At 52.1% G+C, this 26,516-nt stretch carries 24 protein-coding genes and 2 tRNA genes; 21 read left to right on the top strand and 5 right to left on the bottom strand.

Going from position 1 to position 26,516, the window contains the following annotated elements; genetic code table 11:
• From ACKI61_RS01165 to ACKI61_RS01095, 15 genes are all read left to right on the top strand, one after another.
• The coding region (locus ACKI61_RS01165; protein ID WP_407455986.1) for a tetratricopeptide repeat protein at nt 1–259 on the top strand (259 nt) is incomplete at its 5' end.
• A gap of 12 nt (nt 260–271) precedes the next feature.
• Entirely contained in the window at nt 272–1,048 is a 777-nt protein-coding gene (locus ACKI61_RS01160; RefSeq protein ID WP_407455985.1) for a tetratricopeptide repeat protein, read from the top strand.
• A gap of 45 nt (nt 1,049–1,093) precedes the next feature.
• Nucleotides 1,094–4,993, top strand: a complete 3,900-nt coding sequence (locus ACKI61_RS01155; protein ID WP_407455984.1) for a tetratricopeptide repeat protein — start codon at nt 1,094–1,096, stop codon at nt 4,991–4,993.
• A 186-nt stretch (nt 4,994–5,179) separates the two neighbouring features.
• Nucleotides 5,180–5,800: a MotA/TolQ/ExbB proton channel family protein gene (locus tag ACKI61_RS01150; protein WP_407455983.1), complete on the top strand. Its 621-nt coding sequence runs from the start codon at nt 5,180–5,182 to the stop codon at nt 5,798–5,800.
• Between the two features lie 39 nt (nt 5,801–5,839).
• On the top strand, nt 5,840–6,727 hold the full coding sequence (locus ACKI61_RS01145; protein WP_407455982.1) for an ExbD/TolR family protein: 888 nt from the start codon (nt 5,840–5,842) through the stop codon (nt 6,725–6,727).
• A 2-nt stretch (nt 6,728–6,729) separates the two neighbouring features.
• Complete coding sequence (locus ACKI61_RS01140) at nt 6,730–7,224, top strand: ExbD/TolR family protein (protein WP_407455981.1); 495 nt, start codon at nt 6,730–6,732, stop codon at nt 7,222–7,224.
• A 3-nt stretch (nt 7,225–7,227) separates the two neighbouring features.
• Nucleotides 7,228–8,172 (top strand): TonB family protein, encoded by a 945-nt coding sequence (locus ACKI61_RS01135; protein ID WP_407455980.1) that lies wholly within the window; start codon nt 7,228–7,230, stop codon nt 8,170–8,172.
• A 466-nt stretch (nt 8,173–8,638) separates the two neighbouring features.
• On the top strand, nt 8,639–9,946 hold the full coding sequence (locus tag ACKI61_RS01130) for a hypothetical protein (protein ID WP_407455979.1): 1,308 nt from the start codon (nt 8,639–8,641) through the stop codon (nt 9,944–9,946).
• Between the two features lie 127 nt (nt 9,947–10,073).
• The gene (locus ACKI61_RS01125; protein WP_407455978.1) at nt 10,074–10,442 is read left to right on the top strand and encodes a hypothetical protein; all 369 of its coding nucleotides are present in this window, start codon (nt 10,074–10,076) and stop codon (nt 10,440–10,442) included.
• Between the two features lie 107 nt (nt 10,443–10,549).
• Nucleotides 10,550–11,572 (top strand): rod shape-determining protein, encoded by a 1,023-nt coding sequence (locus tag ACKI61_RS01120; protein ID WP_407455977.1) that lies wholly within the window; start codon nt 10,550–10,552, stop codon nt 11,570–11,572.
• 17 nt (nt 11,573–11,589) lie between these two features.
• Entirely contained in the window at nt 11,590–12,417 is an 828-nt protein-coding gene (gene mreC / locus ACKI61_RS01115; RefSeq protein ID WP_407455976.1) for a rod shape-determining protein MreC, read from the top strand.
• Complete coding sequence (mreD, locus tag ACKI61_RS01110; RefSeq protein ID WP_407455975.1) at nt 12,410–12,901, top strand: rod shape-determining protein MreD; 492 nt, start codon at nt 12,410–12,412, stop codon at nt 12,899–12,901. The genes mreC and mreD overlap by 8 nt, the downstream gene beginning before the upstream one ends.
• Nucleotides 12,894–14,771 carry a penicillin-binding protein 2 gene (gene mrdA / locus ACKI61_RS01105; protein ID WP_407455974.1) on the top strand — a complete coding sequence of 626 codons (1,878 nt, stop codon included), beginning with the start codon at nt 12,894–12,896 and terminating at the stop codon, nt 14,769–14,771. Before mreD ends, mrdA begins: the two co-directional genes overlap by 8 nt.
• Nucleotides 14,749–16,002: a rod shape-determining protein RodA gene (rodA, locus tag ACKI61_RS01100; protein WP_407455973.1), complete on the top strand. Its 1,254-nt coding sequence runs from the start codon at nt 14,749–14,751 to the stop codon at nt 16,000–16,002. Before mrdA ends, rodA begins: the two co-directional genes overlap by 23 nt.
• Before the next feature lie 89 nt (nt 16,003–16,091).
• On the top strand, nt 16,092–16,832 hold the full coding sequence (locus ACKI61_RS01095; RefSeq protein WP_407455972.1) for a ComF family protein: 741 nt from the start codon (nt 16,092–16,094) through the stop codon (nt 16,830–16,832).
• Nucleotides 16,833–16,905: 73 nt separating this feature from the next.
• On the opposite strand, the gene ACKI61_RS01090 is transcribed toward ACKI61_RS01095, so the two are convergent.
• Nucleotides 16,906–16,986: transfer RNA gene (locus tag ACKI61_RS01090), tRNA-Ser, on the bottom strand.
• 85 nt (nt 16,987–17,071) lie between these two features.
• Between ACKI61_RS01090 and ACKI61_RS01085 the strand changes: the two genes are divergently transcribed.
• On the top strand, nt 17,072–18,220 hold the full coding sequence (locus tag ACKI61_RS01085) for an HD domain-containing phosphohydrolase (protein ID WP_407455971.1): 1,149 nt from the start codon (nt 17,072–17,074) through the stop codon (nt 18,218–18,220).
• Nucleotides 18,221–18,298: 78 nt separating this feature from the next.
• Here ACKI61_RS01085 and ACKI61_RS01080 read toward each other — a convergent pair.
• Nucleotides 18,299–18,371, bottom strand: a tRNA-Phe gene (locus ACKI61_RS01080).
• A gap of 175 nt (nt 18,372–18,546) precedes the next feature.
• Here ACKI61_RS01080 and ACKI61_RS01075 point away from each other — a divergent pair.
• From ACKI61_RS01075 to ACKI61_RS01055, 5 genes are all read left to right on the top strand, one after another.
• Nucleotides 18,547–21,066 carry a CotH kinase family protein gene (locus ACKI61_RS01075; protein ID WP_407455970.1) on the top strand — a complete coding sequence of 840 codons (2,520 nt, stop codon included), beginning with the start codon at nt 18,547–18,549 and terminating at the stop codon, nt 21,064–21,066.
• Between the two features lie 69 nt (nt 21,067–21,135).
• Nucleotides 21,136–21,816 carry a ubiquinone/menaquinone biosynthesis methyltransferase gene (locus ACKI61_RS01070; RefSeq protein ID WP_407455969.1) on the top strand — a complete coding sequence of 227 codons (681 nt, stop codon included), beginning with the start codon at nt 21,136–21,138 and terminating at the stop codon, nt 21,814–21,816.
• A complete protein-coding gene (locus ACKI61_RS01065) occupies nt 21,813–22,442 on the top strand; it encodes a UbiX family flavin prenyltransferase (RefSeq protein WP_407455968.1) in 630 nt (209 codons plus the stop codon). The genes ACKI61_RS01070 and ACKI61_RS01065 overlap by 4 nt, the downstream gene beginning before the upstream one ends.
• 37 nt (nt 22,443–22,479) lie before the next feature.
• Nucleotides 22,480–23,373: a 4-hydroxybenzoate octaprenyltransferase gene (locus tag ACKI61_RS01060; RefSeq protein ID WP_407455967.1), complete on the top strand. Its 894-nt coding sequence runs from the start codon at nt 22,480–22,482 to the stop codon at nt 23,371–23,373.
• The gene (locus ACKI61_RS01055) at nt 23,360–23,593 is read left to right on the top strand and encodes a hypothetical protein (RefSeq protein ID WP_407455966.1); all 234 of its coding nucleotides are present in this window, start codon (nt 23,360–23,362) and stop codon (nt 23,591–23,593) included. Before ACKI61_RS01060 ends, ACKI61_RS01055 begins: the two co-directional genes overlap by 14 nt.
• A 39-nt stretch (nt 23,594–23,632) precedes the next feature.
• On the opposite strand, the gene ACKI61_RS01050 is transcribed toward ACKI61_RS01055, so the two are convergent.
• From ACKI61_RS01050 to ACKI61_RS01040, 3 genes are all read right to left on the bottom strand, one after another.
• Nucleotides 23,633–24,532 carry a biotin--[acetyl-CoA-carboxylase] ligase gene (locus tag ACKI61_RS01050; RefSeq protein ID WP_407455965.1) on the bottom strand — a complete coding sequence of 300 codons (900 nt, stop codon included), beginning with the start codon at nt 24,530–24,532 and terminating at the stop codon, nt 23,633–23,635.
• A gap of 80 nt (nt 24,533–24,612) precedes the next feature.
• Nucleotides 24,613–25,074 carry a hypothetical protein gene (locus tag ACKI61_RS01045; protein WP_407455964.1) on the bottom strand — a complete coding sequence of 154 codons (462 nt, stop codon included), beginning with the start codon at nt 25,072–25,074 and terminating at the stop codon, nt 24,613–24,615.
• Nucleotides 25,075–25,143: 69 nt separating this feature from the next.
• On the bottom strand, nt 25,144–26,475 hold the full coding sequence (locus ACKI61_RS01040) for an MATE family efflux transporter (protein WP_407455963.1): 1,332 nt from the start codon (nt 26,473–26,475) through the stop codon (nt 25,144–25,146).
• Nucleotides 26,476–26,516: the final 41 nt, after the last annotated feature.

The raw sequence follows: 26,516 nt of genomic DNA, 5'->3' as shown, positions 1-26,516 counted from the left end.
CGAAGACGCTATCAAGCGCTATCCGCAGAGCGACCAGAAGGCCAAGTACCACTTCCAGTTGATGAACATCGACTATAAGGAAGGCAAGTACACCGAAGCCATGAGCAAGTACCAGAACATTGCCCAGAAGTTCGGTGAAAGCGACGTGAAGGCCGACGCCGACTACGTTGCCGGCCAGATCAAGTTCGAACAGGGCCTCTACCAGGAATCTGTCGACCTCCTCGCCGCCATCCTTCCGGGTAACGCGAACTACTTCTAGGCCCGTTACACCATGGGTATCGCCTACAGCCGCCTCGGCAAGATCGAGGAAGCTGAAAACTGCTTCCGCGACATTACCGAGCAGCAGTACTCCAACCAGTCCGAACAGGACCTCCAGGATGCTGCCCGCGTGAAGCTCGGCCACCTCTACTTCTCCGGCGAGAAGGCTGACATTGCCGCCGCCGCCCAGATGTATGGCCAGGTGCAGGCCGGTTCTCCGGTGTACGACGAAGCTATGCTCGGCATTGCATGGTCCTTCCTCAAGGTGAACAAGCCGGACGAAGCCATGAAGCCTGCCCAGTGGATCATTTCTAACCTTCCGGAATCCTTCCTCGTGTCCGAAGCCTACCTCGTCCAGGGTTACTGCTACTTCATGAAGAAGGACTACCAGAACGCTGCCAAGTCTCTCGAACAGGCTGAAGCCAAGACCGAGAAGCCGGCTGTGTCCGTGGCTGCCCGCGATAGCGCCCGCCAGGCATACGACGCTATGCAGAGCGAATTCGACTCCGTGCAGGTCCAGGCACTTGACCTCGCTCGCCAGCTGCCCACCCCGCGTGTGGAAAGCAAGCGTGAGGCTCTGCGCCCGACCTTCGACAAGGCCAACCAGGCTATCGAAGACTATGCCGCGTTCACCCAGAGGGCCATCCAGAGTGACCGCTTTGAATCCAACCGCAAGCGCATCCTCGAAGATGCGGGCTTCACTCTCGCTACTGTGAAGACCAAGATGGGCCAGGGCTCGACTTCTTCCGAAGCGGCTCAGGAACTCGAAGAATTGGAGGACCTGGAGTAATCCGGGGTCTCCCCTTTTTATGATTATATAGGTGGATAGAGAACGATGAAAAAAATCATTCTTGTCGCTGCGATTGTTTGCTCCTTTATCGGAACTTCTTTCGCTGCATCGGATCCTTGTAAGGAAAAGACCAACGAAGCAAAGAAAATGCTTGCCAAGTGCAAGTCCATCGGGAAGGGCAAATCTGGTTATGAGCAGTGCGCCAGTTCCTATAAGGTAATCAAGAACCAGGCCGAACAGGCATGCCGTTCCGGCGGCCTCGACGAACAGGGCATGGTGAAGGCCATCGAGCAGTGGGAAAAGCTCGCCAAGGGCGAAACCTGTAAGGGCAAGAAGTCCGACCGCTGTGCCGGTGCTCTCCAGCAGCTGGGCCACTACCAGTTCATGCTCGAAGAAAAGCAGTTCCTGGATATCCAGGCCCAGTACGAAGAAGATGTCGCCTGGTGTGCCGACCGCGATAACAAGCCGGCCAAGTGTGCGAACATCGGCCAGTACCCGAAGGCCGACCACCAGAAGTCCCTCGGCTACTTCCTCGAGTACATCGTCAAGTACCCGAAGGCTCCGAAGATTCCGGTGGTGCTCTACCAGGCCGCTGCCGTGCAGGAAGCTAGCGGCGAAGACGAAAAGGCGTTCAAGCTCCGTGACCGCTTGGTCAAGAACTTCCCGAACGACGGTCTCGTGCCGAAGGCCTGGCTCCGTATTGCCGAATACCACTTCATGAACCGCAAGTTCCGCGACGCAATCAAGGCGTACAAGAAGGTGACTGGTTTCGAAACCCTTACGGGTAAGGAAGCGGCTCTCGCCATGTACCACTTGGCTGAATCTTACTACAACATTGCAGAATACGAAACTGCAGCAATCAAGTACTACGAATATATTATCGGTGCCGATAAGGGTAAATATCCTGCAGACTTGCGCGCAGAAGCTATGGACTTCATGGCTGCCTCTTTCTCTGACCTTGAAGGTGGTGGTGTCTCTGAAGCTGAAGCTTTCTTGAAGGACAAGAAGGTTCCGTTCAAGGACTCTGTGTACTATCGTATCGGTATGAAGAACAAGGACCACGACCGTAACGAAGAAGCCGTGCAGTCCTTCAAGCGCTTGATGGCCATCAACCCGGACTACATCGACGCTCCGCTTGCTGATATTGCGATGATCGAAATCCTTATCATCCAGCAGAAGTTCGAAGAAGCCCAGCAGCACCGCTATGTCGTGGTGAAGCGTTATGACCGTAGCTCCTCTTGGTACAAGAAGAACCAGAAGTATCCTGAATCTGTGAAGAATGCTGAAACTGCAATCCGTGGCGCTATGCTCGACATTCCGCAGTACCACCACGCACGCGCAGCTAAGCTCACCAAGGAAGGTGACCTTGAAGCCGGTAAGAAGCAGTATGCCGAAGCCATCAAGGCTTACGAAGCATTCCTCAAGCGTTATGCCAAGGAACCGACCTGGGACGAATACAAGGTTCACATCAACCTCGCCCTCGTATACCAGGAAATGGGCCAGTTTGCTAACGCCGCCAAGATGTTCAACTGGATCGTCGATACCGACACCACCCGCTACGGCCGTCGCCCGATGGGCTCCGAAGCTCTCCTGAAGAAGGAAGAAGCTGCGTACAACGCCGTGCTCATGATGGACCAGTCTCGCGAAAACGCCAAGAAGAAAAAGTATGGCGACGATGCTGTCAAGGCTTACAAGTCCGAAGAAACCAAGGCCTACTTCGCCCAGGTGGACAAGTACATGGCCAAGTATGGTCAAAACAAGGAAGCTGCAGAACTTGCCTACAACGCTGCTATCGTCCATTACGATGCTAAGCAGTTCAAGGTGGCTGTGGGCGTGCTCCGCAAGCTGAAACAGGACTTCCCGAAGCATCAGTACATTTTGCTCATCAGCCGTATGCTTGCCCAGTCTCTCTTGGAATCTGGACAGTATGACGAATCCCTCACCGAATTCGAATGGCTCTACAAGCAGTACACCCAGGTCAAGGAAACTCGCAACGACTCCATGGCCAAGGAAATCGAAAAGGCTATTGCCTACGTGCTCTTCCAGATGGCAGAACAGTCCGTCAAGCAGGGCCAGTATCAGAAGGGTGCTGAATCTTACCTCGCTCTCGTGAAGCGCTACCCGCTTATTGACATTGCTGACAAGGCCGTGTTCGAAGCCGGTGCCGCCTACGAAAAGGACCAGCAGTTCACCAAGGCTGCCGAAACCTTCATGATCCTTCCCAAGCAGTACTCCAAGTCTCCGCTCACTATCAAGGGTATCGTCCGTGCTGGTGACGCTCACAAGAAGGCTGCCAACCTCAAGAAGAGCGATCAGAAGTACTTCGAAGCTGAATACCGCGAAGCCGCCCAGACCTACTTGTTCATCACGAACAACTTCCCGCAGGATTCCATGGCATTCATGGCTATCGGTTCTGCAGCCCAGGTCTACGATACTATCGCCGACAAGAAGTCTGCCGCTGTGACCTACGAACTTGCCTACAAGCGCTATCCGAAGGATGAACGTACTCCGGGTTACTTGTACAGCGCTTGCTTGAGCTATGATGAAGCCAAGATGACCGACGAAGCGATCCGCTGCTCCAAGGACCTCGTTCGCGACTACCCGAAGAGCTCCTACGCACTTGACGCTGCGTTCAGCATCCCGATGGCCTACGCCAACGCCAAGAAGTGGGATCTCGCCGCTTCTGAATATCACAACTTCATCAAGGGCTACGGCAACGAAGACAAGGAAAAGCTGATTGCTGCCTACATCGGTGCTGCCCGTGCCTATATGGAACTTAAGGAAGAAGACAAGGCCGTCGAAGACTACCGCAAGACTCTCGAAGCCTACGACAAGTACGGTCTGCAGATTAAGAACGCCGATCCGGGTGTTCCGGCTGAAGCTGCCTTCTACCTCGGTGAATACGAATACCACAAGATGGAGCCGATTGTCCTGAAGGGCAAGGAAAAGGAAAAGGCCAAGATCATCAAGCAGTTGGTGGACATCCTGCAGAAGGCCATGAGCCAGTACTCGAAGTCTGCTACCTACGCATCTGAACGCTGGACCTTCAAGGCTACCAACAAGATGGGTATGCTCTTCGTGACCATGGCCGCCAAGATCCGCGAACAGGAACTCAACGGTAAGAAGGAAGAAGAAATCTTCGCCGAACGAATCGGTATCGTGCAGCAGCTCCCGAGCTACTACGAACAGGCTCGTCCGATCTTCCAGAAGAACATCGACCTTGCCCGCGACCAGGGCTTCTACAACCAGGATGTGATCGAAGCTGAAGAAGGCTACATCGAAATGTACTACCAGGGCTGCGCCGTGTTCGTCGAAGTGGCTGATGCGTTCGCCAACTCCCCGCTGCCGGACTCCGCTTCTATTGTGAAGGAATATGTGGAATACGAAGGCATGGTCAAGGAAGACGCTATGGAAGCCGTCCACGAAGACTTGGAAGCCTACCGTGAAGAATTGACCAACCGTTCTAACGGAGCCAAGGAACTGGCTATTCCGCAGTGCGCAACCGGTATCAAGGCCGCCGCTCACTACGGCATCGAGAACCAGTGGACCGAAAAGCTGTTCGAACTTCTCAAGAGCCTCGATGAAAACAACGAGACCTTGAACACCAAGATTGAAAAGTTTGACCCGTCTACCTTGTTCTCTGACCCGGCCTACTTCAAGACGAAGGCTCGTCTCGAACAGATCGCCAAGTCTGAAGTCATGACTCCGGAAGAACAGATCAACACCTACCGCGACATTATCAAGGACGCGAAGGCTGAAAACGAAAAGTTGAAGGCTGAACTCGCTGACTTGAAGAAACAGCTGGCTGGTGCTGCTGCCCCTGCTACATCCTCTATGGACGAAGCATCTTCTTCTGTGAACGAACCGGAAGCTGCCGCTGAACCGGAAGCTGCTCCGGCTCCGGCTCCGAAGGCCAAGAAAAAGGCCAAGAAGAAGAAAAAGTAGCGGTAAAAACAATTTTACGGGGAACCTAGTTCATAGGGTTCCCCTATTCTATTAGGGCAAAAATGGCGTTTTTGGCGTAGTAAATAAAGTTTTACCCAAAAGCCCTCCCAATTTTGCTCTAAAAAAGATAAATATGAACAAAGAATTTCAAAATTAAACCAAAACACTCAATAAAGGAGTACTCTAATGTCTAAAATGCTTCAATCCTTCAGCCCCGAATCCGATGGTTGGCAGTTCATGTGGATCATCCTCGTGGTGTTCCTGATCGGCCTCGGTTTCTCTATCGAACGCATTATTTACATCATGGTGAAGAGCGCTAAGGGCCGTAAGGATTTCTTGGCCAAGTTCGGCACTCACATTTCTGCCCAGCGTTATGACGACGCTCTGAGCTTCGCCAACAGCTCCAACCTCCCCATCGCCAAGGTGATGGCCGCTATCGTCGCTGCCCGTAACGGTGGCCGCGAAACCATGTCTGCCGCTTGCGACGCAGTGTTCCTGACCGAAGCTCCTCGTCTTACTCGTTATATCAGCATTATCCAGGTGATGGCTTCCATCTCTACGTTGCTCGGACTTATGGGTACGATTTACGGTCTGATCTTCACCTTCGACGCCGTGGCTAACAAACCGGCTGCAGAACGTGCCAAGGCTCTTTCCGACGGTATCGCTATCGCTATGGGTACCACGCTCCTCGGCCTTCTCTCCGCTGTGCCTCTTCTGGTCATCGTGGGTCTCCTCAACATGAACTCCGAACGCCTCATCCAGGAAATGGAAGAAAAGGGCCTGAAGATTATCAACTCCCTCGCTTAATCGAAGATAGAGAGATAATTTTAACGGAGTTATAAAACAATGGCAAGACAACTTAAGAAACCAGCCAAACCCGAAGAACCGGACCTGTTGCCGGCAATGGGTTTGTTTACAATCCTGATTCCTATGCTGTTGTCTATGACCGCCTTCTCTAAGCTTGCTATCGTTGAAATCAACATGCCGGAACGCAGCATGATGAACATGGACAACGATACGCCTCCGGAACCGGACCAGCAGGCTCTGAACCTTTCGCTCGCTATCACTGACCAGTATCTGGTGATTGGTGCCCGCGGTGGTTTCCAGCCGAATGTCTACTTCAAGGAAATGTGGACATTCCGTTGCAAGTCCGATGCGCAGCTCATTACGTATGCGCCGGAAGATGTGAAGACGGCCGTTGATGGCGGTCATGGTCCCAAGTGCAAAGATGGCTCTGAGATGGATAAAGAAAAATATCTTTATGAAATCGAAACCATCGAACTCTGGGCCATCAACAAGGAATCCGAAGAAGACCCGGGCCGCGTGATTTGGGCCGTGTATTCTTCTCAGTCCGAAAATGTGCCTGACAGCGCATACGTGGACGGTAACAACGCATTCCTCGCTGCTCCTGGCGAAGGCGCTATGGGTCTGACCCCGCCGCCGATGCTCAAGAAGCCGAGCGCAGGCGCTGTGCTTGCAACCCTCACCCCGAACTCGGCTCGTACGCTGAAACCGGATGTGGCTGCAAAGAACATCATCTACCCGCTGTCTGCTTACGACTTGATCGCTAAGGACCTGATTCAGATCCATACGCAGTTCATTGACCTCGAAGACGTCGATAACATCATCATCGTTGCTAACGACGACACCCAGTTCGATAAGATCATTCAACTTATGGACCGTGCTAAAGAAGCCGGTTTCAGCAAGATCAACCTTGCTAAGCTGGGAGGTTAATCATGGCTAGAAAGACTCGTAAATTTAGCGAAGACGTACCTTTCTCCCTCACGTCCATGATGGACATGATGACCATCATTCTGGTGTTCATGATCAAGAACTTGGACGCTGAAGGTCAGCTTTTGACCCAGGCCGAAAACCTTATTCTTCCGGTGTCTACCTCCAAGGTGCAGCCGAAGGAAGTGGCTTTGACGGTCGTGGTCGATAACAACTATGTTGTGGTCGATAACGCAAAGATTATTCCTACCGAAGACGTCTTGAAGCAAGAAGATCTTCTTGTGACCAAGGTCGACTCCGTTCTTAAGGAACGCCGTGCAACGGAACAGGAACACGCTCTTAAGGCTGGTCTCCCTGCTGACGAAGCCGGTAACATCGTTGTGCAGATCGACAAGAACATCCCTTACGATGCAATGTACAAGGTCATGGCCACCTGCGGCTTCTCTGGCTATACGCACATTGCATTCGCCGTGATGCAGAAGAACGGCGGGGAGGAATAAACTATGGCTAAGACTAAAAAGAATGCTCCTGCTGTAGATCCGTTAGTAGCGTCCCTGATGCCGGAATCCGACAAGAAGATGGGTGCTATCGCCGGTATCTCTTTAGTCGTTGCTTTGGCTATCTGCCTTTGGGCTTCCATGTACGAGCAGGTTGTGGACGAAGTCGTGTTCGATGACTCCGCAGCTGCTGACTTGACCGCTTCTATGACCATCGATGAAAAGAAGGAAGAGAAGAAGGAAGAGAAGAAGAAGGAAGAACCCAAGAAGCCTCGTAAGAAGGCTGGTGGTGGTGGCAAGCCGCGTGGTAAGGGTCAGCCCAACGCTCCCCAGACTCGTGGCGTGCTTAAGCTCCTGACTGCTCAGACCAAGAATGCCTCCGCCGGTGCCTACGACCTCATGAAGAACCAGAAGTTCTCCAAGGATATCGACAAGGTGCTGAAGGACGTGGCTGGTCTCCAGACAACGGGTAAGACCGTTCTCGGTGGCCGTCGCGGTAAGGCTGACGGTGGCTTTAACGAAGGTTACGCCGAAGGTGGTTCCGGTGGTATCGGTGACGGTCTCGCTGGCCTTCTCGGTGGTGGTGGCGGTGGTATCGCTACCAAGGCCAAGGGCTCCATCAAGACCCCGTCTGAACGCGATATCGACATGGGTGCCGGTGGTGGATCTCGTTCCGCTGCAGACATCATGAAGGTTGTGCGTCAGCGTACGCCGGGTCTGCGCCACATCTACAACAAGTTCCTGAAGAAGAAACCGGGATTCCAGGGTAAGGTTACCTTGAAGTTCACGATCGCTCCGGGTGGTGAAATCATCAGCATTTCCATTGCTTCTTCTACGACCGGTTACGGCGAATTTGACGGCGAAGTCAAGAGCGCTGTGAGCCGCTGGAAGTTCAGCAAGGTGAAGTCTGGTAACACCACTGTTACGATCCCGTTCACCTTCTCCGAATAATTCGGCGAAAACTTGAAAAAAGACCGGACTGCCAAGTCCGGCCTTTTTCATATTGTGAACAACGAAAAATGAGAGCTCCAAAAGGATTAGTAAGTCGTTGTTCACCCTTCGCTTCGACAATAGGCTACCAGCCTATTGCCTCTGCTCGGCCTTATTCATATTGTGAACAACGAAAAATGAGAGCTCCAAAAGGATTAGTAAGTCGTTGTTCACCCTTCGCTTCGACAATAGGCTACCAGCCTATTGCCTCTGCTCGGCCTTTTTCATATTGTGAACAACGAAAAATGAGAGCTCCAAAAGGATTAGTAAGTCGTTGTTCACCCTTCGCTTCGACAATAGGCTTCCAGCCTATTGCCTCTGCTCGGCCTTTTTTGTATGTAAAAAAGATGATTTTGTTTAAAATTTTGTTGCGAAATTGATTTAATAAAGCTAACTTTATAGCAGATATTTCAAGAGGAGTTTTCTAATGAACTTAAGAACTGCTGCCGCGGTTGGTACCGCATTTGGTATTCTTGGCGTGGGTTCCGCTTTTGCAACCTTTGCACGCGTGGAATCTATGGGTAAGAACACGACCTACATCATGGACGATGTGAGCATCTTTGACAATGCGGCCAACGCCAACCTTTATTCCAACTATTTGATCGGTGGCTTCGGTGCCTATACCGATAACGACCTGACTGCAGGTGGCAACCAGGATCCTAAGCACCCGACCTTCGGTGGTATTTTCTCTGTTTCTTTTGGTGACGACAACAATCCCGATCCGAAGTTCACGATCGGTGGCCTCTTCGGTCGCATCAACCCGGATCTCGCCATGTATCTGCCGGACTATGTGCAGACTGGCACTAACAGCTATGCTGTTGTTCCCGAAACCGTGACGAACTTCGATGGTTTCTTGGGTGGTACCTTCTCCAGCGGTGACGCATGGGGCCTCCACATCTACATCGCTCACCAGGATGGTGGCGATCTCGATGAAAGCGGCACCTACCAGACTAATGACGATGCCTATGCGTCTATCATTCAGTTGGACGGTGGCTTGAACTTCCAGACGGGTAGCGGCACCTCTTACGAAGTGTCCGGTGGCCTTGCCCGTATCCAGTACGGCCCGGATCGCCACGACTTCTTTGACGATGGCGACTTCACGATTCTTGCCAAGGCACGCGCCTTCTTCACCCTCGAAGCTCTCGATGGTGAACTGGTTCCGGCCGCTTCTATGAAGCTTGCCCAGGCTCCTGGCATTGAAGACAAGCTTGCTCAGGCTGGCATGGGTATCAACGTGGCCATGGACCGCGGTTTCTTCTGGCTCGGCCTCGACTTCATCTGGAATCAGAAGAAGGCTCACGACTGGGTCTACGATAAGTCTGTGAATGGCGGCGCATGGGTTTATGATTCCCGCAACGAAGACAACCCGCACTGGGACAAGCGCTCCGATATGGGGGGCAAAATCAGCTTCGGTATCGAACGCAATATCTGGTGGGACTGGTTCGTGATTCGCGTTGGCGGTCAGAAGTCCATCCTCTACACCGACTGCAGCGTGAACTCCAAGAACGAATACACCGACAGCCGCTATGGTATCTGCAAGGACGACGGAACGTTCTTTACGACCAACCCGCTGGCTGACGGTTCCAACGATGACCATGTCGGTTTCGGTTTCGGTATCAACATCGAAGAACGCCTGAAGATCGACGTGACCGTTGCTGAAGACCTGCTGTTCCGTAACCCGTTCCAGGGTGAAGGCCGCATCTTCTCTCGCCTCGATGCAACCTACTCGTTCTAATCCATTTGGAATAGCTCGGACTTGAATACGAAGACGCTTCTCGAAAGAGGGGCGTTTTTTGCTTTAGTAGACAGTTTTTCTCTTAAGCACTTCCTGCTTCCTTCTTCCCACTTCCTACATTTTAAATATGAAATTTATCTCCTTAATTCTACTGGCATGTGTCTCATTCCTCGTGGGTTGTTCTGAACCGACGGAACGGATTGAAAACAAATTAACACCCTATTTGCAGGAAGACCTGAAGTTCATGGTCGCTGAGACGATCCGTTCTTCGAAGGATAAGAGCGTGCTGTTGGACACTCCCTATTACCGCGTGAAGGACTTTCGTTTGTTCGAAGGGGCGGAGGCTAGAATCTACGCGGCTTACGCTGAAGTCGATTTCTTTATCTACAGGGACATCGCCATGCATGAGAAGCGCAAGTACCGCTATGACGTGAACACCCGCGGGTGGGACCGTTACAAGAAAGAATGGAAGTTCGGCGCGGATTCGCTAAAGTAAGTCGGAATACAGAATTCGGAACTTTGAGTAAGCAATAATTCTTTCGTCTCTCGTCTAAAAACTATATTTCAATCAGAAAGTTTAATTTCAAACAAAAGGATTGGATTTTGTTCGGCCTCTTTTCTTGCGATATCGGTATCGATCTTGGTACAGCAAACACTTTGGTCCATGTTGCTGGTCAGGGAATAGTCATCAATGAACCTACGGTTATTGCGGTGGACAGCAAGAATAACCGTGTTTCCGCTATCGGTTTCGAGGCGAAGAAAATGCTCGGTAGGACTCCCGGTGAAAGCCGTGCGGTGCGTCCGATGCGTGATGGCGTGATTGCCGATTTTGAACTGGTCGAAAACCTTTTGCAGACATTCATCAAGCGCGTTCAGAAGTACCCGCTGTGGATGGTGAAACCTCGTGTGGTGGTCGGTGTTCCGAGTGGCATTACCGAGGTAGAAAAACGTGCCGTGATCGACGCTGCCAAGCAGGCTGGCGCAAAGGAAGTTCACCTGGTGCACGAACCGATGGCTGCTGCCATTGGCATGGGCATCCCCGTGGAAGATCCTGTCGGTAACATGATCGTGGACATTGGTGGCGGTACATCCGATATCGCCGTGATTGCCTTGAATGGTACCGTCTGTAACGCTTCTGTGCGTGTGGGTGGCGACGAAATGGATGAAGCTATTGTCCGTTACCTGCGCACGATGTATAACCTTTGCGTAGGCGACAGCACTGCTGAACAAATCAAGATTCAGATTGGTTCTGCAAGCCCCCTGGAAGAAGAACTCACGATGGACGTGAAGGGCCATGACTTCCTCGCTGGAATGCCGCGCACAACGACCATCAACAGTGCCGAAATTCGTGAAGCATTGAACGAACCCGTGACTGCCATTATCGAGGCGGTGAAGCAGGCTCTGAGCATTACTCCGCCGGAACTCTCTGCCGACATTTACGACAAGGGTATCATTATGACGGGCGGCGGCTCCCAGCTGCGTGGCTTTGACGAACGCATCCGTAAGGAGACGGGACTTTCTGTGAATGTAATCGATGAAGCCCTGATTTGCGTCTGCAAGGGTGCTGCTCGAATCTTGGAAGACTTGGACAAGTATCGTCCGGTGCTTATCGCTTCTTCTAACTAGTCGTTTACTGCAAATCGATGCTTAGGGCTATCCGCTTTATAGTCGACTTGTTCACTCAAAGGCACGGTATCGTTGCCTTTGTCTTTTTCCTGGTGCTTGGTCTTTTGATGCGGCAGTCGCCGGAACCGGTGCGCGAAAGCATCGTTACGACGGCTCTATCCACGATATATTATCCTGCCCAGAGGATTGTCTCGGCGGTAGGACATTACCAGTCGATTGTTGAAGAAAATGAGCACCTGAAAGAAGAAAATGCAAGGTTGCGGCAAGAGACTTACCATGCCCGCGAAGGTCTCCAGGAACTCGCCCGACTGCATACGCTGGTCCGGTTTGATGACAAGTGGGATTATCCGATTGTGACGGCGCGTGTTGTTGGACATAATCCTGGACGCTTTCTTACGACGATGATCATCAATCGTGGAACGGAACATGGCGTGAAGGAAAATATGCCCGTGTTCTCGATGAACGGGCTTGTTGGAAAAGTCTCGAAGGCGACATTTAACCATTCCCGGGTGCAACTTCTCGTTGACCCGAATATTAAGTTGTCTGTAATGGACCGTCGCACGCGCGTGGTGGGTTTCCTTGAGTCTATGGAAGGTCGTCGATTGACTGCCTTGGTGCCGGCCCATGCGGGAATCCATGTGGGCGATACGCTTGTGACTTCTGGACTTGGAGGAATTTTCCCGAAGGGAATTCCTGTAGGGACCGTGAAGGAAGTCCGTATGGCCGACTTGGATGTGATGCGACAGATGGATGTGGAACCTTTCCAGGAATTTTCGATTCTGGAAGAAGTTTTTGTGATGGAAAAAGAACCGGACTGGATCGTAAAGGAGCTTCTCGATGAGTAATTTGAAATGGCTCAAGGTCCTTATCCTGTTTGTGATTGTGTTTTCATTGCAGCTGACTGTTGCAGATTGGATGAGTTTTTTTGATGTTGCTCCCGATTTCGTCATCATCTTCATTGTGGCGGTGGCGATAAAGATGGGGCCCGCTGCGGGTTGCTTCTGGGGATTTTTTGCGGGCTTTACGCAGGATGTGTATGCGCCGGTGGAATGGCTCGGGGCCAATTCCATTTCGATGATGGTGCTCGGTTTTGCGGTGGGCCAGCTGGAAGAACGCTTTTTGTCATTGAACCTGCCTGCAAAGGTGGGTGTTCTTGGACTTGGCTTTTTTATCTGTGACATGATCTACTTTGCCGTGACGGGACTTTCCAAAGATGTCATTACGAATCTGTTCTTGACAAAAACTTTGCCTGAATGTCTATATACGCTGCTAATCGGTGGAATATTCTTCTACCTGGATCTTGGCAAGAAAAAGAAAACTCATGCTTAAGGGCTTGTCCGAAAACGATGTCCTGCAGAACAGGAACTGGAATGTGCTCATCTACATGGTGGGTGTTGTTATCCTGTTCGCCATTCTGCTGACCCGCCTGTTTTCGCTCCAGTACACCCATTACGACGAAAACTTGCAGCGGTCCGAAAACAATCGTATCCGCAAGGTGGTGCTGGTTGCAGAGCGCGGCTACATTTATGACCGCAACGGTGAAGTGCTGGTTCGTAACCGCCCCTCTTACCAGATTGCACTCTTGTCGATGAATATGCCCCGCAAGAAGTCCGCCCGCGATTCGCTGTTTGACAGGCTGCTAGGCATTCGCGATGCGTCGGGGGCTCGACTTTTTGATTCTCTTTCGCTGGATACGGCGTTTCAGCGTTCCCGCTGGATCAAGAACAGACCTATCCGCTTGCTTGAAGATGCTTCGCCGGAACAGGTGGCGCTTATCGAAGAGCATTCCGAAGATCTGCCTGGCGTGATGACGGTGATAGAATCGAGGCGCGATTATCCGTACGGGACGCTTGCCTCGCATGCCCTTGGCTACACGAGTGAAATTTCGGAAGAGCAGCTGAAACTGCCGGAGTACGAAGGCTATTCGCAGGGAGACCGTATTGGACAAAAGGGATTGGAACAGTTCTACGACAAGGAGTTCCGCGGCAAGAACGGAATGAAACTTGTCGAGGTGAATGCATCTGGCCGTGAGGTGGGCACTGTCGATGGCGTCGATGGTACTCCGCCCGTTCCTGGGCTTCGCCTAGTTTCTACGATCGATTTGCGTTTGCAGAAGGTTGCCGAAGAGGCTATCCCTGATTCGGCGAAGGGGGCGCTCGTTGCAATTGACCCGCGCAATGGAGAAATACTCGCGATGGTCTCTTCGCCGAGACTGGATCCGAATATTTTCTCGCTGAAGAAGCGTGAACGCAACAAGGGATGGGCGCATGTGGCGCTTGATTCCATGAGACCGCTCACGAACCGAGCCATTTCGGGAACATATCCGCCTGCATCGGTGTTCAAGTTGGTGACGGCGGGCGCAGGGCTTGAAAATGGAATTCTTACCGAAAACAAGTTTTATCCCAAGCCCTGCACGGGTGGCTATCAGTATGGCGCACGCTACCAGAAATGCTGGGGAACGCATGGTAGCTTGAATGTGGTAAATGCAATCCGCCTGAGTTGCGATGTGTTCTTTTACCAGGCGGGGCTCGACATCGATATGGCGCGGATCAACGAGTTCGGTCGACGCTTCGGCTTGGGAGAAAAGCCCCTCGGTATCGACATTCCTGGAGAAAAGGCTGGGTGGCTTCCGGATTCCATGTCTTTTAATGAACGCAACAAACGCTTGGGCTGGCGCTGGGCTCGCGGACTTATCTTGAACCTTTCCATTGGCCAGGGCCAGATTGTGACTCCTTTGCAGCAGGCGACCCTGATCGGTTCCCTTGCGACAGGTAAGGGCGTCTACAGGCCGCACTTCATGAAGGAGCTGCGCGATGTCGATGGAAATGTAGTGCGGCGTTACGAACCAGAAATTGTGCGCCCCGGAAACATGAAGGAATATACGCACCGTGTTCTGCTTGCTGCCATGGATTCTGTGGTGAACCATCCGGGCGGTACCGGTAAGCGTGGCGCGATTCCTGGAATCCGCGTGGGGGCCAAGACCGGTTCTGGTGAATGGAAGAAGGGTGAGAAGACGCATGCATGGTATGCGGCTGTCGCCCCGCTTTATGAGCCAGAAATTGCCGTTGCAGTGATTATGGAAGCGGCGGGTGGCGGAGGTTCCGTGTCGGGACCTATTGCGAAGAAAGTGATGAGTGCCTATTTCGAGAATAAGGCGAAGGAAGAGGAGGAAAAAGGTGAAACCCAGACAACTCCTTGACCAGTCTCTGAAATTTGACTGGCTGTTCATTCTGCTTACACTCGCTCTGATGAGTTGCGGTGTGTCGCTGGTGTATTCGGCGACGATTGCCGAAGACATTCCTGTTGTAGAAATGTTCTGGTTCAAGCAGATTGTGTATTTCCTTTTCGGAATAGTTTTTGCAGCGGCCCTTATCTTTGTCCGAATTGATTGGCTGAAGCGGGCTGCGGTTCCTTTGTATGTGTTGTCGCTGATTTTGCTGTGCGTTGTACTGTTTTTTGCGGGCGATGTGGTAAAGGGTGCCGGTCGTTGGATTGACCTTGGCATTTTCAAGCTGCAGCCCTCTGAATTTGCAAAGATTGCCTACCTTCTGATTATTTCGTATTGGCTTTCGAAGCATCCGGTCAGCTTGCATAAGATGAAGACTTTCGTGGTGCCGTTTTTCCTTTTCATAGTCCCGTTTGCCTTGGTCCTTAAGCAGCCGGATCTGAGTACGGCACTCGTGTTTATTGCCGTGACCATGGTCGGCTTCTTTTTTGCAGGCCTTACGCTCACCGACATGTTCCTGATTGTGAGCCCCGTACTTTCGGTGCTGTTTTCCCATTCGCAGGCGATTGGATTTGAAATCCTATGGGGAGTGTCTATTTGTGCCGTCGTGTTCGCCCTGTTCAGGAGAAAGCTTCCGAAGATTCTTACGGGCCTTATTTTGCTTGCGAATATATTCGCGGGTTACGCAAGTTCCATGGCTTGGAATATGCTGGAACCACATCAGCAGAAGCGCGTGAACACGTTCCTTGATCCGATGAGCGATCCTCTGGGGGATGGTTATCAGGTGCTCCAGTCGCTTACGGCGATTGGTTCGGGTGGGCTTACCGGAAAGGGCTTTGGTAACGGAACGCAGACCAACCTTGCGTTTTTGCCCGAAGAACATACGGACTTTATCTTTAGCGTGCTTGGGGAACAATTCGGCTTTGCGGGGTGTGCCGTGGTGCTAGTCCTTTACGCCCTTTTCCTCTGGCGGGCAACTTCTATTTGCAAGCAGTCTTCTGATCCGTTCGTGACTCTGATGGTGATGGGGGCATCTACCATTTTCCTGTTCCATATTCTGGTGAATGTAGCCATGACGGTAGGACTCATGCCTGTGACTGGCCTTCCGCTCCCATTCCTGTCGTATGGAGGATCGTTTGCGCTGACCTGTATGGTGCTGGTCGGATTCCTGCTGTGCCTAAGGTACCAGGCTCGCAGAAGATAAAAGTTCCCCCTATTGGGGGCAAATTTTCACACATCTCGAAAAAGGATCGTATATAGAAGAGGGACACTCGCTGTCCTTTGGAGTATTCGATGAATCTTATTCGCAGTATGGAAAATTTTGTGTTCGGGGCGGAGTGCCTTGGTTGCGGTCGGGCTTCGGAACGTTTGGACCCGTGGCTGTGTCCCGGTTGTGTCGCCGAACTGGAACGTGTATCGAAGGTGACGCTTTTCCCAGGCCCCGACGTGTATAGCTTGTATCCGATGCGCCCCATCACGAGAAGTCTTGTGCATGCTCTTAAGTATAAGGGAGTATCGGGAATGGCGACATACTTGGTCCGACATTCGTCGGCAAAGATTTCTGGCGTGGTGGGCTCGGAACTGGATCTGTTGCCGAAACCACTTTACTTTGTTCCTGTACCGCTCCATAGGGCCAGGTATAGGGAGCGGGGCTACAACCAAGCGGAAAAAATTGCGGCGGCACTTGCGGTATGTGCCGACGGTCGGGTTTGCAAGTGGCTTCGACGAAAGACCTTTGTCGTCTCGCAGACGAAGCTTTCTAGGGAAGAGCGTGAACGGAATGTGCAGGATGCTTTTGAATGTGTCTTGCCGAAAGAAATGCCTTCTCGAGGGACGATCATCGTTGTCGACGACGTGTATACGACAGGGGCTACGACGGGGGCCTGCCTTGCCGCTTTCGAGAGAGTGCTTGAAAAAGGAAATTTTGGGGGAGGCCTCCCCGTTCTCAAGGTATGCACGTTGCTGTACGACGAACCCGCTTCGGCTATTGCCGACTATGCTGCGGATTGTCAGATGGAGTGGGATGCTGATTAAATGTATAGTGTGTGATGTGTAGTGTGAGGTGGGGAATGTGCAATGAAAAAAGCTCCCTAGAGGGAGCTTCTAGCGGAGGAAGAGGGACTCGAACCCCCAAGCCTTACGGCGGCGGTTTTCAAGACCGCTGACTTACCAATTAGCCTATTCCTCCAAGGCTTCCCAAGGATAGAAAAATTAAGCCATTTCTGTCAAGTGCAGTTGTGAATAACAAGAAGTTTATCTAAATTTTACACAGTATGACAGAACTGGAAGATAAACAGGTTGTGGAATCCCAAAGGATCTTGGAGCTGTTGTTCTCTTACATGCCGAAAATTGCGGCAGAGCGTAAGATGGACAACCTTTTGGTTCTCATGGCCGATTTGGGGAGGTCCATCGTTTCTGCAGACCGTTGCTCTTTGTGGCTTGTCGATGAGGATAACGGCGAGTTGTGGACTAAGGTTGCTCATGGCGTGAGCGAACTTCGTATTCCGCTCAATGCAGGTTTTGTCGGCTATTCGGTTAGGACGGGGGAACCGCTTCTCATTAAGGATGCATACCAAGACCCCAGGTTCGACCGTAGGTCTGACGAAAAGACGCATTACCGCACGACGTCGGTGATGACGGTTCCGTTGATGAATTCGATGGGACATGTCATGGGGGTGTTTCAGGCAATTAATAAGCAGGGCGTGAACGAAAAGGGAGAGCAGGATGTCTTTTCAATTCAGGATTTGGAGCGCCTAAGCCTTACTGCAGTCTACTCGGCAAAGACAGTCGAATCGGCGATGCTCAATGCTGAACTTGAGGCTACCCAGCGCGAAATCATCCATATTTTGGGTGACGCTTCTGAATCCCGTAGCCAGGAAACGGGCGACCATATTCAGCGTGTAGCCGAAATTTCTTACACGCTTGCAAAGCTGATCGGGCTCCCTGAAGAAGATGTGGACAATATCCGCCTTGCGGCTCCCATGCACGACTTGGGCAAGGTGGGCATTCCCGATGCTATTCTCAACAAGCCGGGACGCTTCACCGATGAAGAATACGCCATTATGAAGTCGCATTCCGAGAAGGGGTACAACATGCTGTGCAATTCGAAGCGCAAACTGCTTCGCTTTGCCGCCGAAATTGCCCGTTCGCACCATGAACGATGGGATGGCCGTGGCTACCCGAGAGGTATCGCTGGCGAAGAAATTCCGCTGGCGGGGCGTATCTGTGCCATTGCCGACGTGCTGGATGCCCTTTCGAGTCCGCGCTGCTATAAGCAACCCTGGCCCGAAGAAAAAGTCAAGGAAGAATTCATCAAGCAGCGCGGTGCTCAGTTCCAGCCGGAGCTGGTGGATGTTCTTATCGAACATTGGGACGAAATCTACGGGGTCTACCGTAGAGAGGCTGCCCGTAGCTTTCAGTGATTTTCTGCAATAGAGCCCCGTCCCAAGGACGGGGCTTTGTAAAAAGAAAAGACCTCGAAAGAATCGAGGTCTTTTTCGTGGCACCGGTCAGAATTGAACTGACGACACGCGGATTTTCAGTCCGCTGCTCTACCAACTGAGCTACAGCGCCGACTTGGTAGGCCAAATATAGCACAATGTGTGATTCCTGTCAAGGGTAAATAGAATATTACCGATATTTTTCCCTTTTTTCTAAATAATCTTCTAAATTTACTATTAGGGTGTTAAGTAAGGCGCTGGAAATAGGGAATTTCCGGGAAAACGTTTTTATAGGTGGCAGTGTGCACATGCTCAAAAAATTGAACGGCTTCGCCATAATTGGTAGCCTGGGACTATTATTTGCAGGATTGGTGGCCTGCTCTGATGACAAGACTGCGGCTTCTCGAGAAGAAGACGAAGAATTGCCTGCCCATATTGAATCGACCCTTGTAGTCGATGAAAATGGCAACCCGGTGATGAAGTACGACACGATACCTCAGCACATCGATTCCGTCAGAACGATTGACGAGAAAGGCGACACGGTCTACAAATACGACACGACGTATGTTCCTGCCGATACGACCCTCCATTGGGTTGGCAACTCTTCTCTGGTGATTACCGAAATTTCCCCGGTCAACTTGGATTGGCTCGATGAGACCGGTAGTGATCCGGGTTGGATTGAAATTTACAACGCCGGCGATGAAGCCGCAAATCTCAAGGGTTATTCCCTTGTCGAAAATCTTGCCAAGCCGCGCAAGTGGATCTTTGGCGATGAGCTGATTGCAGCCAAGTCCTTCCGCACGGTGTTCTGCGACAAGGGAAACATTGCCGCAGTCGAAGCGGGTGACAATGACCAGTTCCACTCCAGGACTCATACCAACTGGAAGCTGGAAAAGACCGGTGGTTCGGTTTACCTGATTGACCCGTTTTATGGTGTGCGTGACTCGGTGAACTATCCTGAACTTTCTACAGGCATGAGCTGGGGCATTGTCGATGGCGGTGCATGGAAATATTTTGCAACGCCGACTCCCGAGCAGCCGAATACCAAGGCGACTGCCTACGACGGTGTCGCCCCCAAGTTCAGCTTCAGTGGTGCACAGGGCGGATTCTATTCGAGCGAAGTGAAACTGAATCCGCCGAGCCTTTCTGATGGCATGAAGGTGCGCTGCACCCAGGATGGTTCCATTCCGACAGAAAACTCCCCTGAGTTCAATTCGACCATCACGATTAGCCAGAACACAGTGTTGCGCTGTGCCGCTTACAAGCAGGGACTCTTGACCAAGGATGTCGTGACGAACACCTATTTTGTCGGCGAAGACCCGATAAAAATGCCTGTGGTGTCGGTAAGTGTTGATCCGGTATTCTTTGAAAAGTACTACAAGAAGACGAACGGTGGCGAACCCGATATGGATTGCGACCAGATGTACGCCCCTAACAAATGCTATCCGGATGATTCTGGAGAACTCCCGGTTCATGTGGAATTCTTTGAAAATGGCTCGAACAGCAAGGAAAAGGCCTGGGAAGCCAACGGTGGAATTTCTTTGATGGGTGGCTGGAGTCGTATGGAACGCAAGAAATCCGTCGCCATCGTGATGCGTGAAGAATATGGTGGATCCTGGCTGAAATACCCGTTGTTCGAAACGCGCAAGGGCGTAAACGACAAGTACAAGGGCTTCAACCTGCGTAACAACGGAAACCGTTTCGTGAGCGACTACTTTGCCGATGCTGTGGGTGGCGCCATTCTTGAAGGAAGCGGAGTCGATTATCAGCGTAGCCGCCAGGTGGTAGTGTTCTACAATGGCAAGTACTACGGCATTCACGATATGCGCGAACGCTACAACAAGAACTTTGTAGAAACGAATTATGGCTATGATGCTTCCTCGGTGACGTTCCTTAAGCATTTGGGCAAGAATATCGAAGCGAGCAACGGTTCTATTGACGAATATGTAGCCATGCTGGAATATGCCGCAGCCCACGACTTCAGCAAGGATAACGATGCGTACGCCTACATGGCATCTCTCATGGATATGGGTAACTTTGCAAGATATATGCTTGCCGAAATGTATGTGCACAACGGCGACTGGCCAAACAACAATGTGCGTGTCTGGAAATCTCCGGATGCTCCGCTTTGGAAGTTCATGATCTATGACCTTGACCATGGCTTTGACTGGAAATGGGGTGTCAGCGGATTCGGCGAGTACACGAACATGTTTAGTTGGGTCAAGCATGGTGGACGTTCTGGCGACAACAAGTGCCACACGGAATCCAACAAGGAATTCACCGGTGACAAGGCCCATTGTTTCCATGTCCTTTACGCGAAACTGATTGAAAGTCCGTCCTTCAAGAGCCTGTTCCTCAACAATGCAGCCGTGATGATAGACTCCTACCTGAATGCCAAGAATGTAAAGGAAAAGGCTAAGTTCCTTGCCGACATGCTCGATGAATCTGATGTCGCTAGGGATATGGATGTAGAAGCCTATAAGGAAAGAAGAGATTCGTATGGCCATTTTGACCCATATGGAGAAAATCTAGGCACATGGGCCGAGAGTCGCGATTCTGACTTCTTGTCAGAAATCCAGAGCGAGTTCGGTGTGAGCAACATGGTTTCCTTCACAATTGCCGCCAACGGCAATGGTACAGTCCTTATGGATGGCATGAAACTTCCGAGCGCAACCTACAAGGGCAAGTTCTTTGCTGGAAATACCATGGTGCTGACGGCGGTTCCCACTGCAGGTGCAGTCTTCTCGTCGTGGTCTGACGGGAGTACGGATAATCCGCATGTCGTGACTGTCGAAGGCGACAAGACCATTACGGCTACATTCGAATAATTCTGCATAGGTTCGCTTTTGAACATGAAACACCCGCGTAAGGCGGGTGTTTTTTCTAAATTTGGCGCCATGATGAGTCCCGTACGCAAGATGTTCGACGAAATCGCGGCCCGTTATGATTTCTTGAATCATACGCTGAGCTGCTTTCAGGACATTCTGTGGCGCCGCAGCTGCTGTCGCGAAATTAGGCGGCAGAATCCGGGCGGGCGCCTGTTGGATCTTTGCGGTGGCACGGGCGACTTTGCGGCGACCTACGAAAAGTTGGGCGGCAAGCCCGCCGTAGCCGTGTTGGGCGATTTTTCTTACGGCATGCTGAAAGGTGCTAAAGGCAAGAAGACTATTGCCGTGCCGGTGCAGCTTGATGCGATGAAGATGCCCTTTGGCGACGCTTCTTTCGATGTCATTTTGAACGGCTTTGGTATGCGCAACCTGCCTAGCGCCGAGGGTGGCTTGAAGGAATCGGCGCGAGTGCTTGCGCCGGGAGGCTACCTGCAGGTGCTCGAATTCTTTTCGCCTAGGAATGCGTTCAACAGGTTCTTTTACAAGAGGCTTGCACCGCTCTTTATTCCGGTGCTGGGGGCTTTTTTTAGCAAGCGCGAAGCCTACGAATATTTGGTGAATTCGGTGCTCCGATTCTTGCCGGTTAAAGATTTTGTCGCCTTGGCGGAATCGAACGGGTTTGAACTGGTGCATGTAAAGCCCTGCTTTTTTGGGGTGGCATACCGCGTTTTACTTAGGAGACGGACATGAGTCGGTATATTTTGGGGGTGACGGGTGCAAGTGGCGCCATTTACGCTGTTCGCACCGCGATGCATTTGAAAAGGCTTGGACACCATGTGACTGCGGTGGTGACTCCGCCAGGAAAGGGGGTGCTGCGCTACGAAGAACAGAATCGTCTGTTCGATTACGTGGATGTTCAGCCGGATGTGAACAATTTCTTTGCCGAGTGTGCAAGTGGCAGCGCCGATTATGCGGGCATGGTGGTGGTGCCCTGCTCCATGGGGACTCTTGGGCGCATTGCGGCGGGAACGTCGGACAACCTGCTGATTCGTGCCGCGGATGTTTGCCTTAAGGAGCGCCGCCCGCTTATTGTGGTGCCACGAGAAACGCCTTATAATTTGATTCATTTGGACAATATGATGCGCCTTACTCGTATGGGGGGAATCGTGGTGCCTGCATCGCCGCATTTTTACGATCGCCCGAAGACGATTGATGAACTGGTGGATACTGTTGTCGCAAAGATTTTGATGCACTTGAATGCATTCCCTAAGGAAAACGATATTGTGAAACCATGGAAGGGTTTGTCTGTTTCAAAGGTCATCTCGAAGGTGGTTTCAAAATCTACAGGAAAGGCGAAAGGAAAAAAATTAAAGTAGGAATCGCCTGGGCAAAGGATCGTCGGAACTTGCGAAGATGTTGAAAAAGATTTTAGAATTCGGGCACATGGTGCGCTTTAGCCATTCGCTTTTCGCGATGCCTTTTGCGATTGGTTCCATGTGGGTGGCGGCTGATGGTTTTAGTGGCATGGGTGCCACGGAGACGCTCAAGATAATTGCGTTGATTGTGGGGTGCATGGTGACCGCCCGCAACAGCGCGATGAGTTTCAATCGTATTGCAGACGCCGATATCGATGCCAAGAATCCGCGCACGGCGAAACGGCACCTGCCCGCGGGGCGCCTGAGCAAGAAATCCGTGGTGGCATTCCTTGTGATAAATGGGGTGCTGTTCGTCGCCTTTGCCGCTCTTTTGCAACCGCTTGCGGGCATGCTTGCGTTACCGGTGTGGCTATTGCTGCTTTCTTATTCTTACTGGAAACGGTTCAGCTGGCTTTGTCACTGGTTTCTGGGTTTTGCTATCGGTATGAGCCCGCTCGGAGCCTGGATTGCCATTCGCGGTGAGTTTGCCGTGTTCCCGATATTCCTGCTTGTCATTTTAATGCTCTGGATGGGCGGCTTTGACATTATCTATGCGACTCAGGACGAGGAAATCGACCGACAGATGGGACTCCATTCGGTGCCCGCCCGTTTTGGCCGTAAGCGAGCCTTGCAGATTGCGTTCTGGAGCCACGTTGCGATGCTTGCATTGTGCGTGGCGTTTGGCGTGTTTTGGGGAATGGGCACTGCCTGGTGGGTGGTGACCGGGTTGATGGCTGCCGCCATTCTTTATATTCACCTGTTCCGTAAATCCGACGACCTCGACGCCATGAACCGCGATTTCTTCTTGGCGAATGTCGCCATCAGCGTTCTTGTGATGGTTGGGCTCATCGTGTGGATTTGCATGGGAGGTAACGTCGATGCCCTTTACTAACGGACCTTTCAAGAAACCGTTCACGATCGAAGAAAAAATCCGCATGTTTGAACGCATGGGTGCCACTGCCGCCGTGATTGCGCTTGTGCTCATTATGCTGATAGAATCGGGCTATGCAGGCGAATACAAGAACCTCGCTGACATGGGCCTTACCGCGATGATTGCGGTGCTTGCTGTTTCGCTTGTGGGAAGCTTGTTTTACAAGACAAGAAAAAAGTGATGCGCCAGCCGCTTCGTTAGAAATCGCGGCAATCTCAACTTAAATTTCTAGATCTGCGGAATAGACGGTTTCTATAGATCCGTCGTCGCATTTGAACAGCAGGCTTCCGTCGTCTCGCATGTCGAGAATGGAGCCTGTTTTTTTGATGGCGCCTTCGCCGCTGTCGCGGTTCTGGTCGGTGCAATGGTTGTTGACGACAATCGTCCCGCGGGCACCGATAAACTGGTCCATGCGCTTCCACGCGGTAACCCACGGGCGAATACCGAAGGCTCGGAACTGCCCGACGGCGCGTTCGAGGTTTGCAACAAGCATTTGCAGGAGCTTTTCGCGATTGATGCTCTGGCCGCAGATATCCTTGAGGGTAGTGACGCTGCGGCCCAGGTGGGCGTAATCGGAGGGGGAACTGTTCACGTTGATGCCGACACCCATGCTGATCGCGGGCGCATTTTTTGCCGCAGTTGAATACTGTGCACTGTCCGGGTCTACTTTTTTTGCATAAACTAATTCGGCGAGTATTCCGCAGAACTTGCTTTTGCCGCAAAGAATGTCGTTGGGCCACTTGACGGAGACTTTTCCGATGCTTTGGTTTCCGAAACCTTTTGCGTTGGATTCGTCTTGGAGGTTTTTGAAAACTTCGGCGAAAGTAAGTGCCGCCACCTGTGTAATTTGCGGCGCCGAGGCGAGCGGGATTCCGTCCAGCGGAATCAGGATGTTGAAGTACAGGTTTAGTCCTGCAGGGGAGTCCCAGGTGCGTTCGTGGCGGCCGCGGCCTGCCGTCTGCGTGTCGGCGACAATCAAGGCACCGGGAATGATTTCTCCGGCTGCGGCGCGGGCCTTCATTAGACTGTGGGTGCTTTCGAGACTTTTGAAAAGATATGCGGGGGCGTTTCCGAAACCGCCAAGATGCCAATCGCTGAAATTTTTCTCGTTGCTAAACACAAGCCACCATATTTGCAATGTGCGATGTGTAACTAGAAATTAATTTCTCATTACACATTTCCCATAGCGGAGTCGCCGCCCTATTTGTCTTTCTCTTCGTCTTCAAGCATCTTCAGGGCTTCTTCGGGGAAGACGGCGAAGTATTCCTTCTTCTTGTCTTCGAAGAGCTGCAACAGGCGTTCCTGTTCGAACTGTTCGCGGTCGATGTTCTGCATAAAGAATTCGTCGCGGGCGAAGTCGCGGGTGGTCATCATCTTCTTGATGTCTTCGGAAAGGTCCACCTCGTCCCAGAGGATGTAGTAGGAGCCGATGATTCCGTCGGCGAAGATGTCCACATTCAAGGTGACGGAATTGCTCTTGGTCGAATCTACCAGTTCCACCTTGGTGTCGCGCTTTTCGGGGCGGAACACGTCGACATCGTTCACGGGCTTGTCGATGTCCTGCGCCCAGGATATAGTGGCGAAAAAGACGAAAAAAAGTGCGACCAGGAATCCTGGCGCCTGCGGTCTACAAATCGTCCTATATGCAAACTTGTTGAGCATACCCGTATAATATACAATGATAAATTAGAAAAGAAAAGGGGCATGCAAAAAAGCGTGACGAAATCGGCCCTAGACGACGCCATACTTTTGCCATTTACCGCTGCGCCAACGGATATAGTTGACGATGGAACGGTAAAATTCGTCGGACGCCATGCCGAGCCATATACCGACGAGCCCAAGTTCAAGCCCGAAGGCGAGCAGAAGCGCCGTGCCAAGTCCGCAGGTCCACATCATGGCGGAACCCACGATGGCGGGGAACTTGGAGTCGCCCGATGCACGGAGCGCTGCCGTGATGACCATGTTTGCCGCCTTGAACGGCTGCAGGAACACGTCGCACCAGAGACAAAGCCTGCCGAGACGGATGACTTCGGGATCGTTTGTATACAGCGAAAGCAGCTGGCTTCCAAAGAGTGCGACGATGACGGCGACAATCAGTCCGCTCACACTGCCGGCGATTAAACTCTGGTGAAGTCGGCGGTTGGCCTTTTGAAAATCGTGGGCGCCTACGAGGTGGGCTACCAAAATCTGGTTTCCGCAGCTGAGGCCCACGCTCAAGATGACAGCGAGCATCGCGAAGTTTGCGCTGAAGATGCGCGCGGTCATCGCGGTAATGCCGAGGTGGACAACAATCGCGGTAAGTACTACCTGGAAAATCTGGAAGCTTACGGGCTCGACCGCGGCAGGAAATCCGATGCGGATCCAGTCGGGCAAAATGACGCGCGAACGCTTGAAGTCGGTGCTGCGGATTTTATGGTGAACCTTGAATCGCAGAATGATGTATAGGATTGCTGAGGATATAAACCACGAAAGCATGGTGGCGAGAGCCACGCCCTTGACGCCCATCTGCGGGAGTCCCAGGTAGCCGTTCAGGAAGACGACATTCATGGCGGCGTTCGAAATAATCGTGACGATGTTTCCGAGCAGGTTCCAGGTGGTGAGTCCGTGGGTGGCGATGAGTGCTGTGAGTGTGGATTGCAGGGCGCGGAAGGCGAAGCCTATGGCAACGATGTGCAAAAAATCGCGGGCGTGACGGGCGGCATCGCCCTCTAGCCCCATCCAGCCGACAATCTGGTCGGCAAGCGGAATGACGATCAGGGTGATGGCGACTCCGAGCAAAAGGCTTCCGAGCAAAACCATGGTCTGGGTGGTGCCCGCCTGCCTAGGGCGTTCTGCTCCGATAAACTGCGAAGCGATGCTCGCCCCTGCCTGGGCGAATGCCTGAATGGCCATGAAGAGGGCGCCCAGGACGGGCATCAGGGAGCCCACGCCCGCGGCCGCCGCTTCGGATGTGCGCGACAGGAACCAGCTGTCCATCATCGGCTGGCACGTGGCGATACCGAAGGTGATGAAAAGGGGCCACGAAAGGCTCAATAAGGAACGGTCCTTGACTTGCACCTGCATACGGCGCCAATATTAGAAATGCCCCGGCATAAAAGCTAGGG

It is taken from the genome of Fibrobacter sp. (assembly GCF_045601785.1).
GTDB lineage: Bacteria > Fibrobacterota > Fibrobacteria > Fibrobacterales > Fibrobacteraceae > Fibrobacter.
Note: the sequence above shows the minus strand (reverse complement) of the source record. Positions and strands in the feature narration are given on the sequence as shown.

Bases quoted from the DNA above. Each gene is read 5' to 3' on its own strand.
- mrdA (WP_407455974.1), top strand. From the start codon at position 12,894: ATGCTTAAGGGCTTGTCCGAAAACGATGTCCTGCAGAACAGGAACTGG.
- ACKI61_RS01065 (WP_407455968.1), top strand. From the start codon at position 21,813: ATGAGTCGGTATATTTTGGGGGTGACGGGTGCAAGTGGCGCCATTTAC.
- ACKI61_RS01150 (WP_407455983.1), top strand. From the start codon at position 5,180: ATGTCTAAAATGCTTCAATCCTTCAGCCCCGAATCCGATGGTTGGCAG.
- ACKI61_RS01140 (WP_407455981.1), top strand. From the start codon at position 6,730: ATGGCTAGAAAGACTCGTAAATTTAGCGAAGACGTACCTTTCTCCCTC.
- ACKI61_RS01155 (WP_407455984.1), top strand. From the start codon at position 1,094: ATGAAAAAAATCATTCTTGTCGCTGCGATTGTTTGCTCCTTTATCGGA.
- ACKI61_RS01160 (WP_407455985.1), top strand. From the start codon at position 272: ATGGGTATCGCCTACAGCCGCCTCGGCAAGATCGAGGAAGCTGAAAAC.
- ACKI61_RS01055 (WP_407455966.1), top strand. From the start codon at position 23,360: ATGCCCTTTACTAACGGACCTTTCAAGAAACCGTTCACGATCGAAGAA.
- ACKI61_RS01075 (WP_407455970.1), top strand. From the start codon at position 18,547: ATGCTCAAAAAATTGAACGGCTTCGCCATAATTGGTAGCCTGGGACTA.
- ACKI61_RS01145 (WP_407455982.1), top strand. From the start codon at position 5,840: ATGGCAAGACAACTTAAGAAACCAGCCAAACCCGAAGAACCGGACCTG.
- ACKI61_RS01135 (WP_407455980.1), top strand. From the start codon at position 7,228: ATGGCTAAGACTAAAAAGAATGCTCCTGCTGTAGATCCGTTAGTAGCG.
- ACKI61_RS01130 (WP_407455979.1), top strand. From the start codon at position 8,639: ATGAACTTAAGAACTGCTGCCGCGGTTGGTACCGCATTTGGTATTCTT.
- mreC (WP_407455976.1), top strand. From the start codon at position 11,590: ATGCTTAGGGCTATCCGCTTTATAGTCGACTTGTTCACTCAAAGGCAC.
- ACKI61_RS01060 (WP_407455967.1), top strand. From the start codon at position 22,480: ATGTTGAAAAAGATTTTAGAATTCGGGCACATGGTGCGCTTTAGCCAT.
- ACKI61_RS01045 (WP_407455964.1), bottom strand. From the start codon at position 25,074: ATGCTCAACAAGTTTGCATATAGGACGATTTGTAGACCGCAGGCGCCA.
- ACKI61_RS01070 (WP_407455969.1), top strand. From the start codon at position 21,136: ATGATGAGTCCCGTACGCAAGATGTTCGACGAAATCGCGGCCCGTTAT.
- ACKI61_RS01085 (WP_407455971.1), top strand. From the start codon at position 17,072: ATGACAGAACTGGAAGATAAACAGGTTGTGGAATCCCAAAGGATCTTG.
- mreD (WP_407455975.1), top strand. From the start codon at position 12,410: ATGAGTAATTTGAAATGGCTCAAGGTCCTTATCCTGTTTGTGATTGTG.
- ACKI61_RS01095 (WP_407455972.1), top strand. From the start codon at position 16,092: ATGAATCTTATTCGCAGTATGGAAAATTTTGTGTTCGGGGCGGAGTGC.
- ACKI61_RS01040 (WP_407455963.1), bottom strand. From the start codon at position 26,475: ATGCAGGTGCAAGTCAAGGACCGTTCCTTATTGAGCCTTTCGTGGCCC.
- ACKI61_RS01125 (WP_407455978.1), top strand. From the start codon at position 10,074: ATGAAATTTATCTCCTTAATTCTACTGGCATGTGTCTCATTCCTCGTG.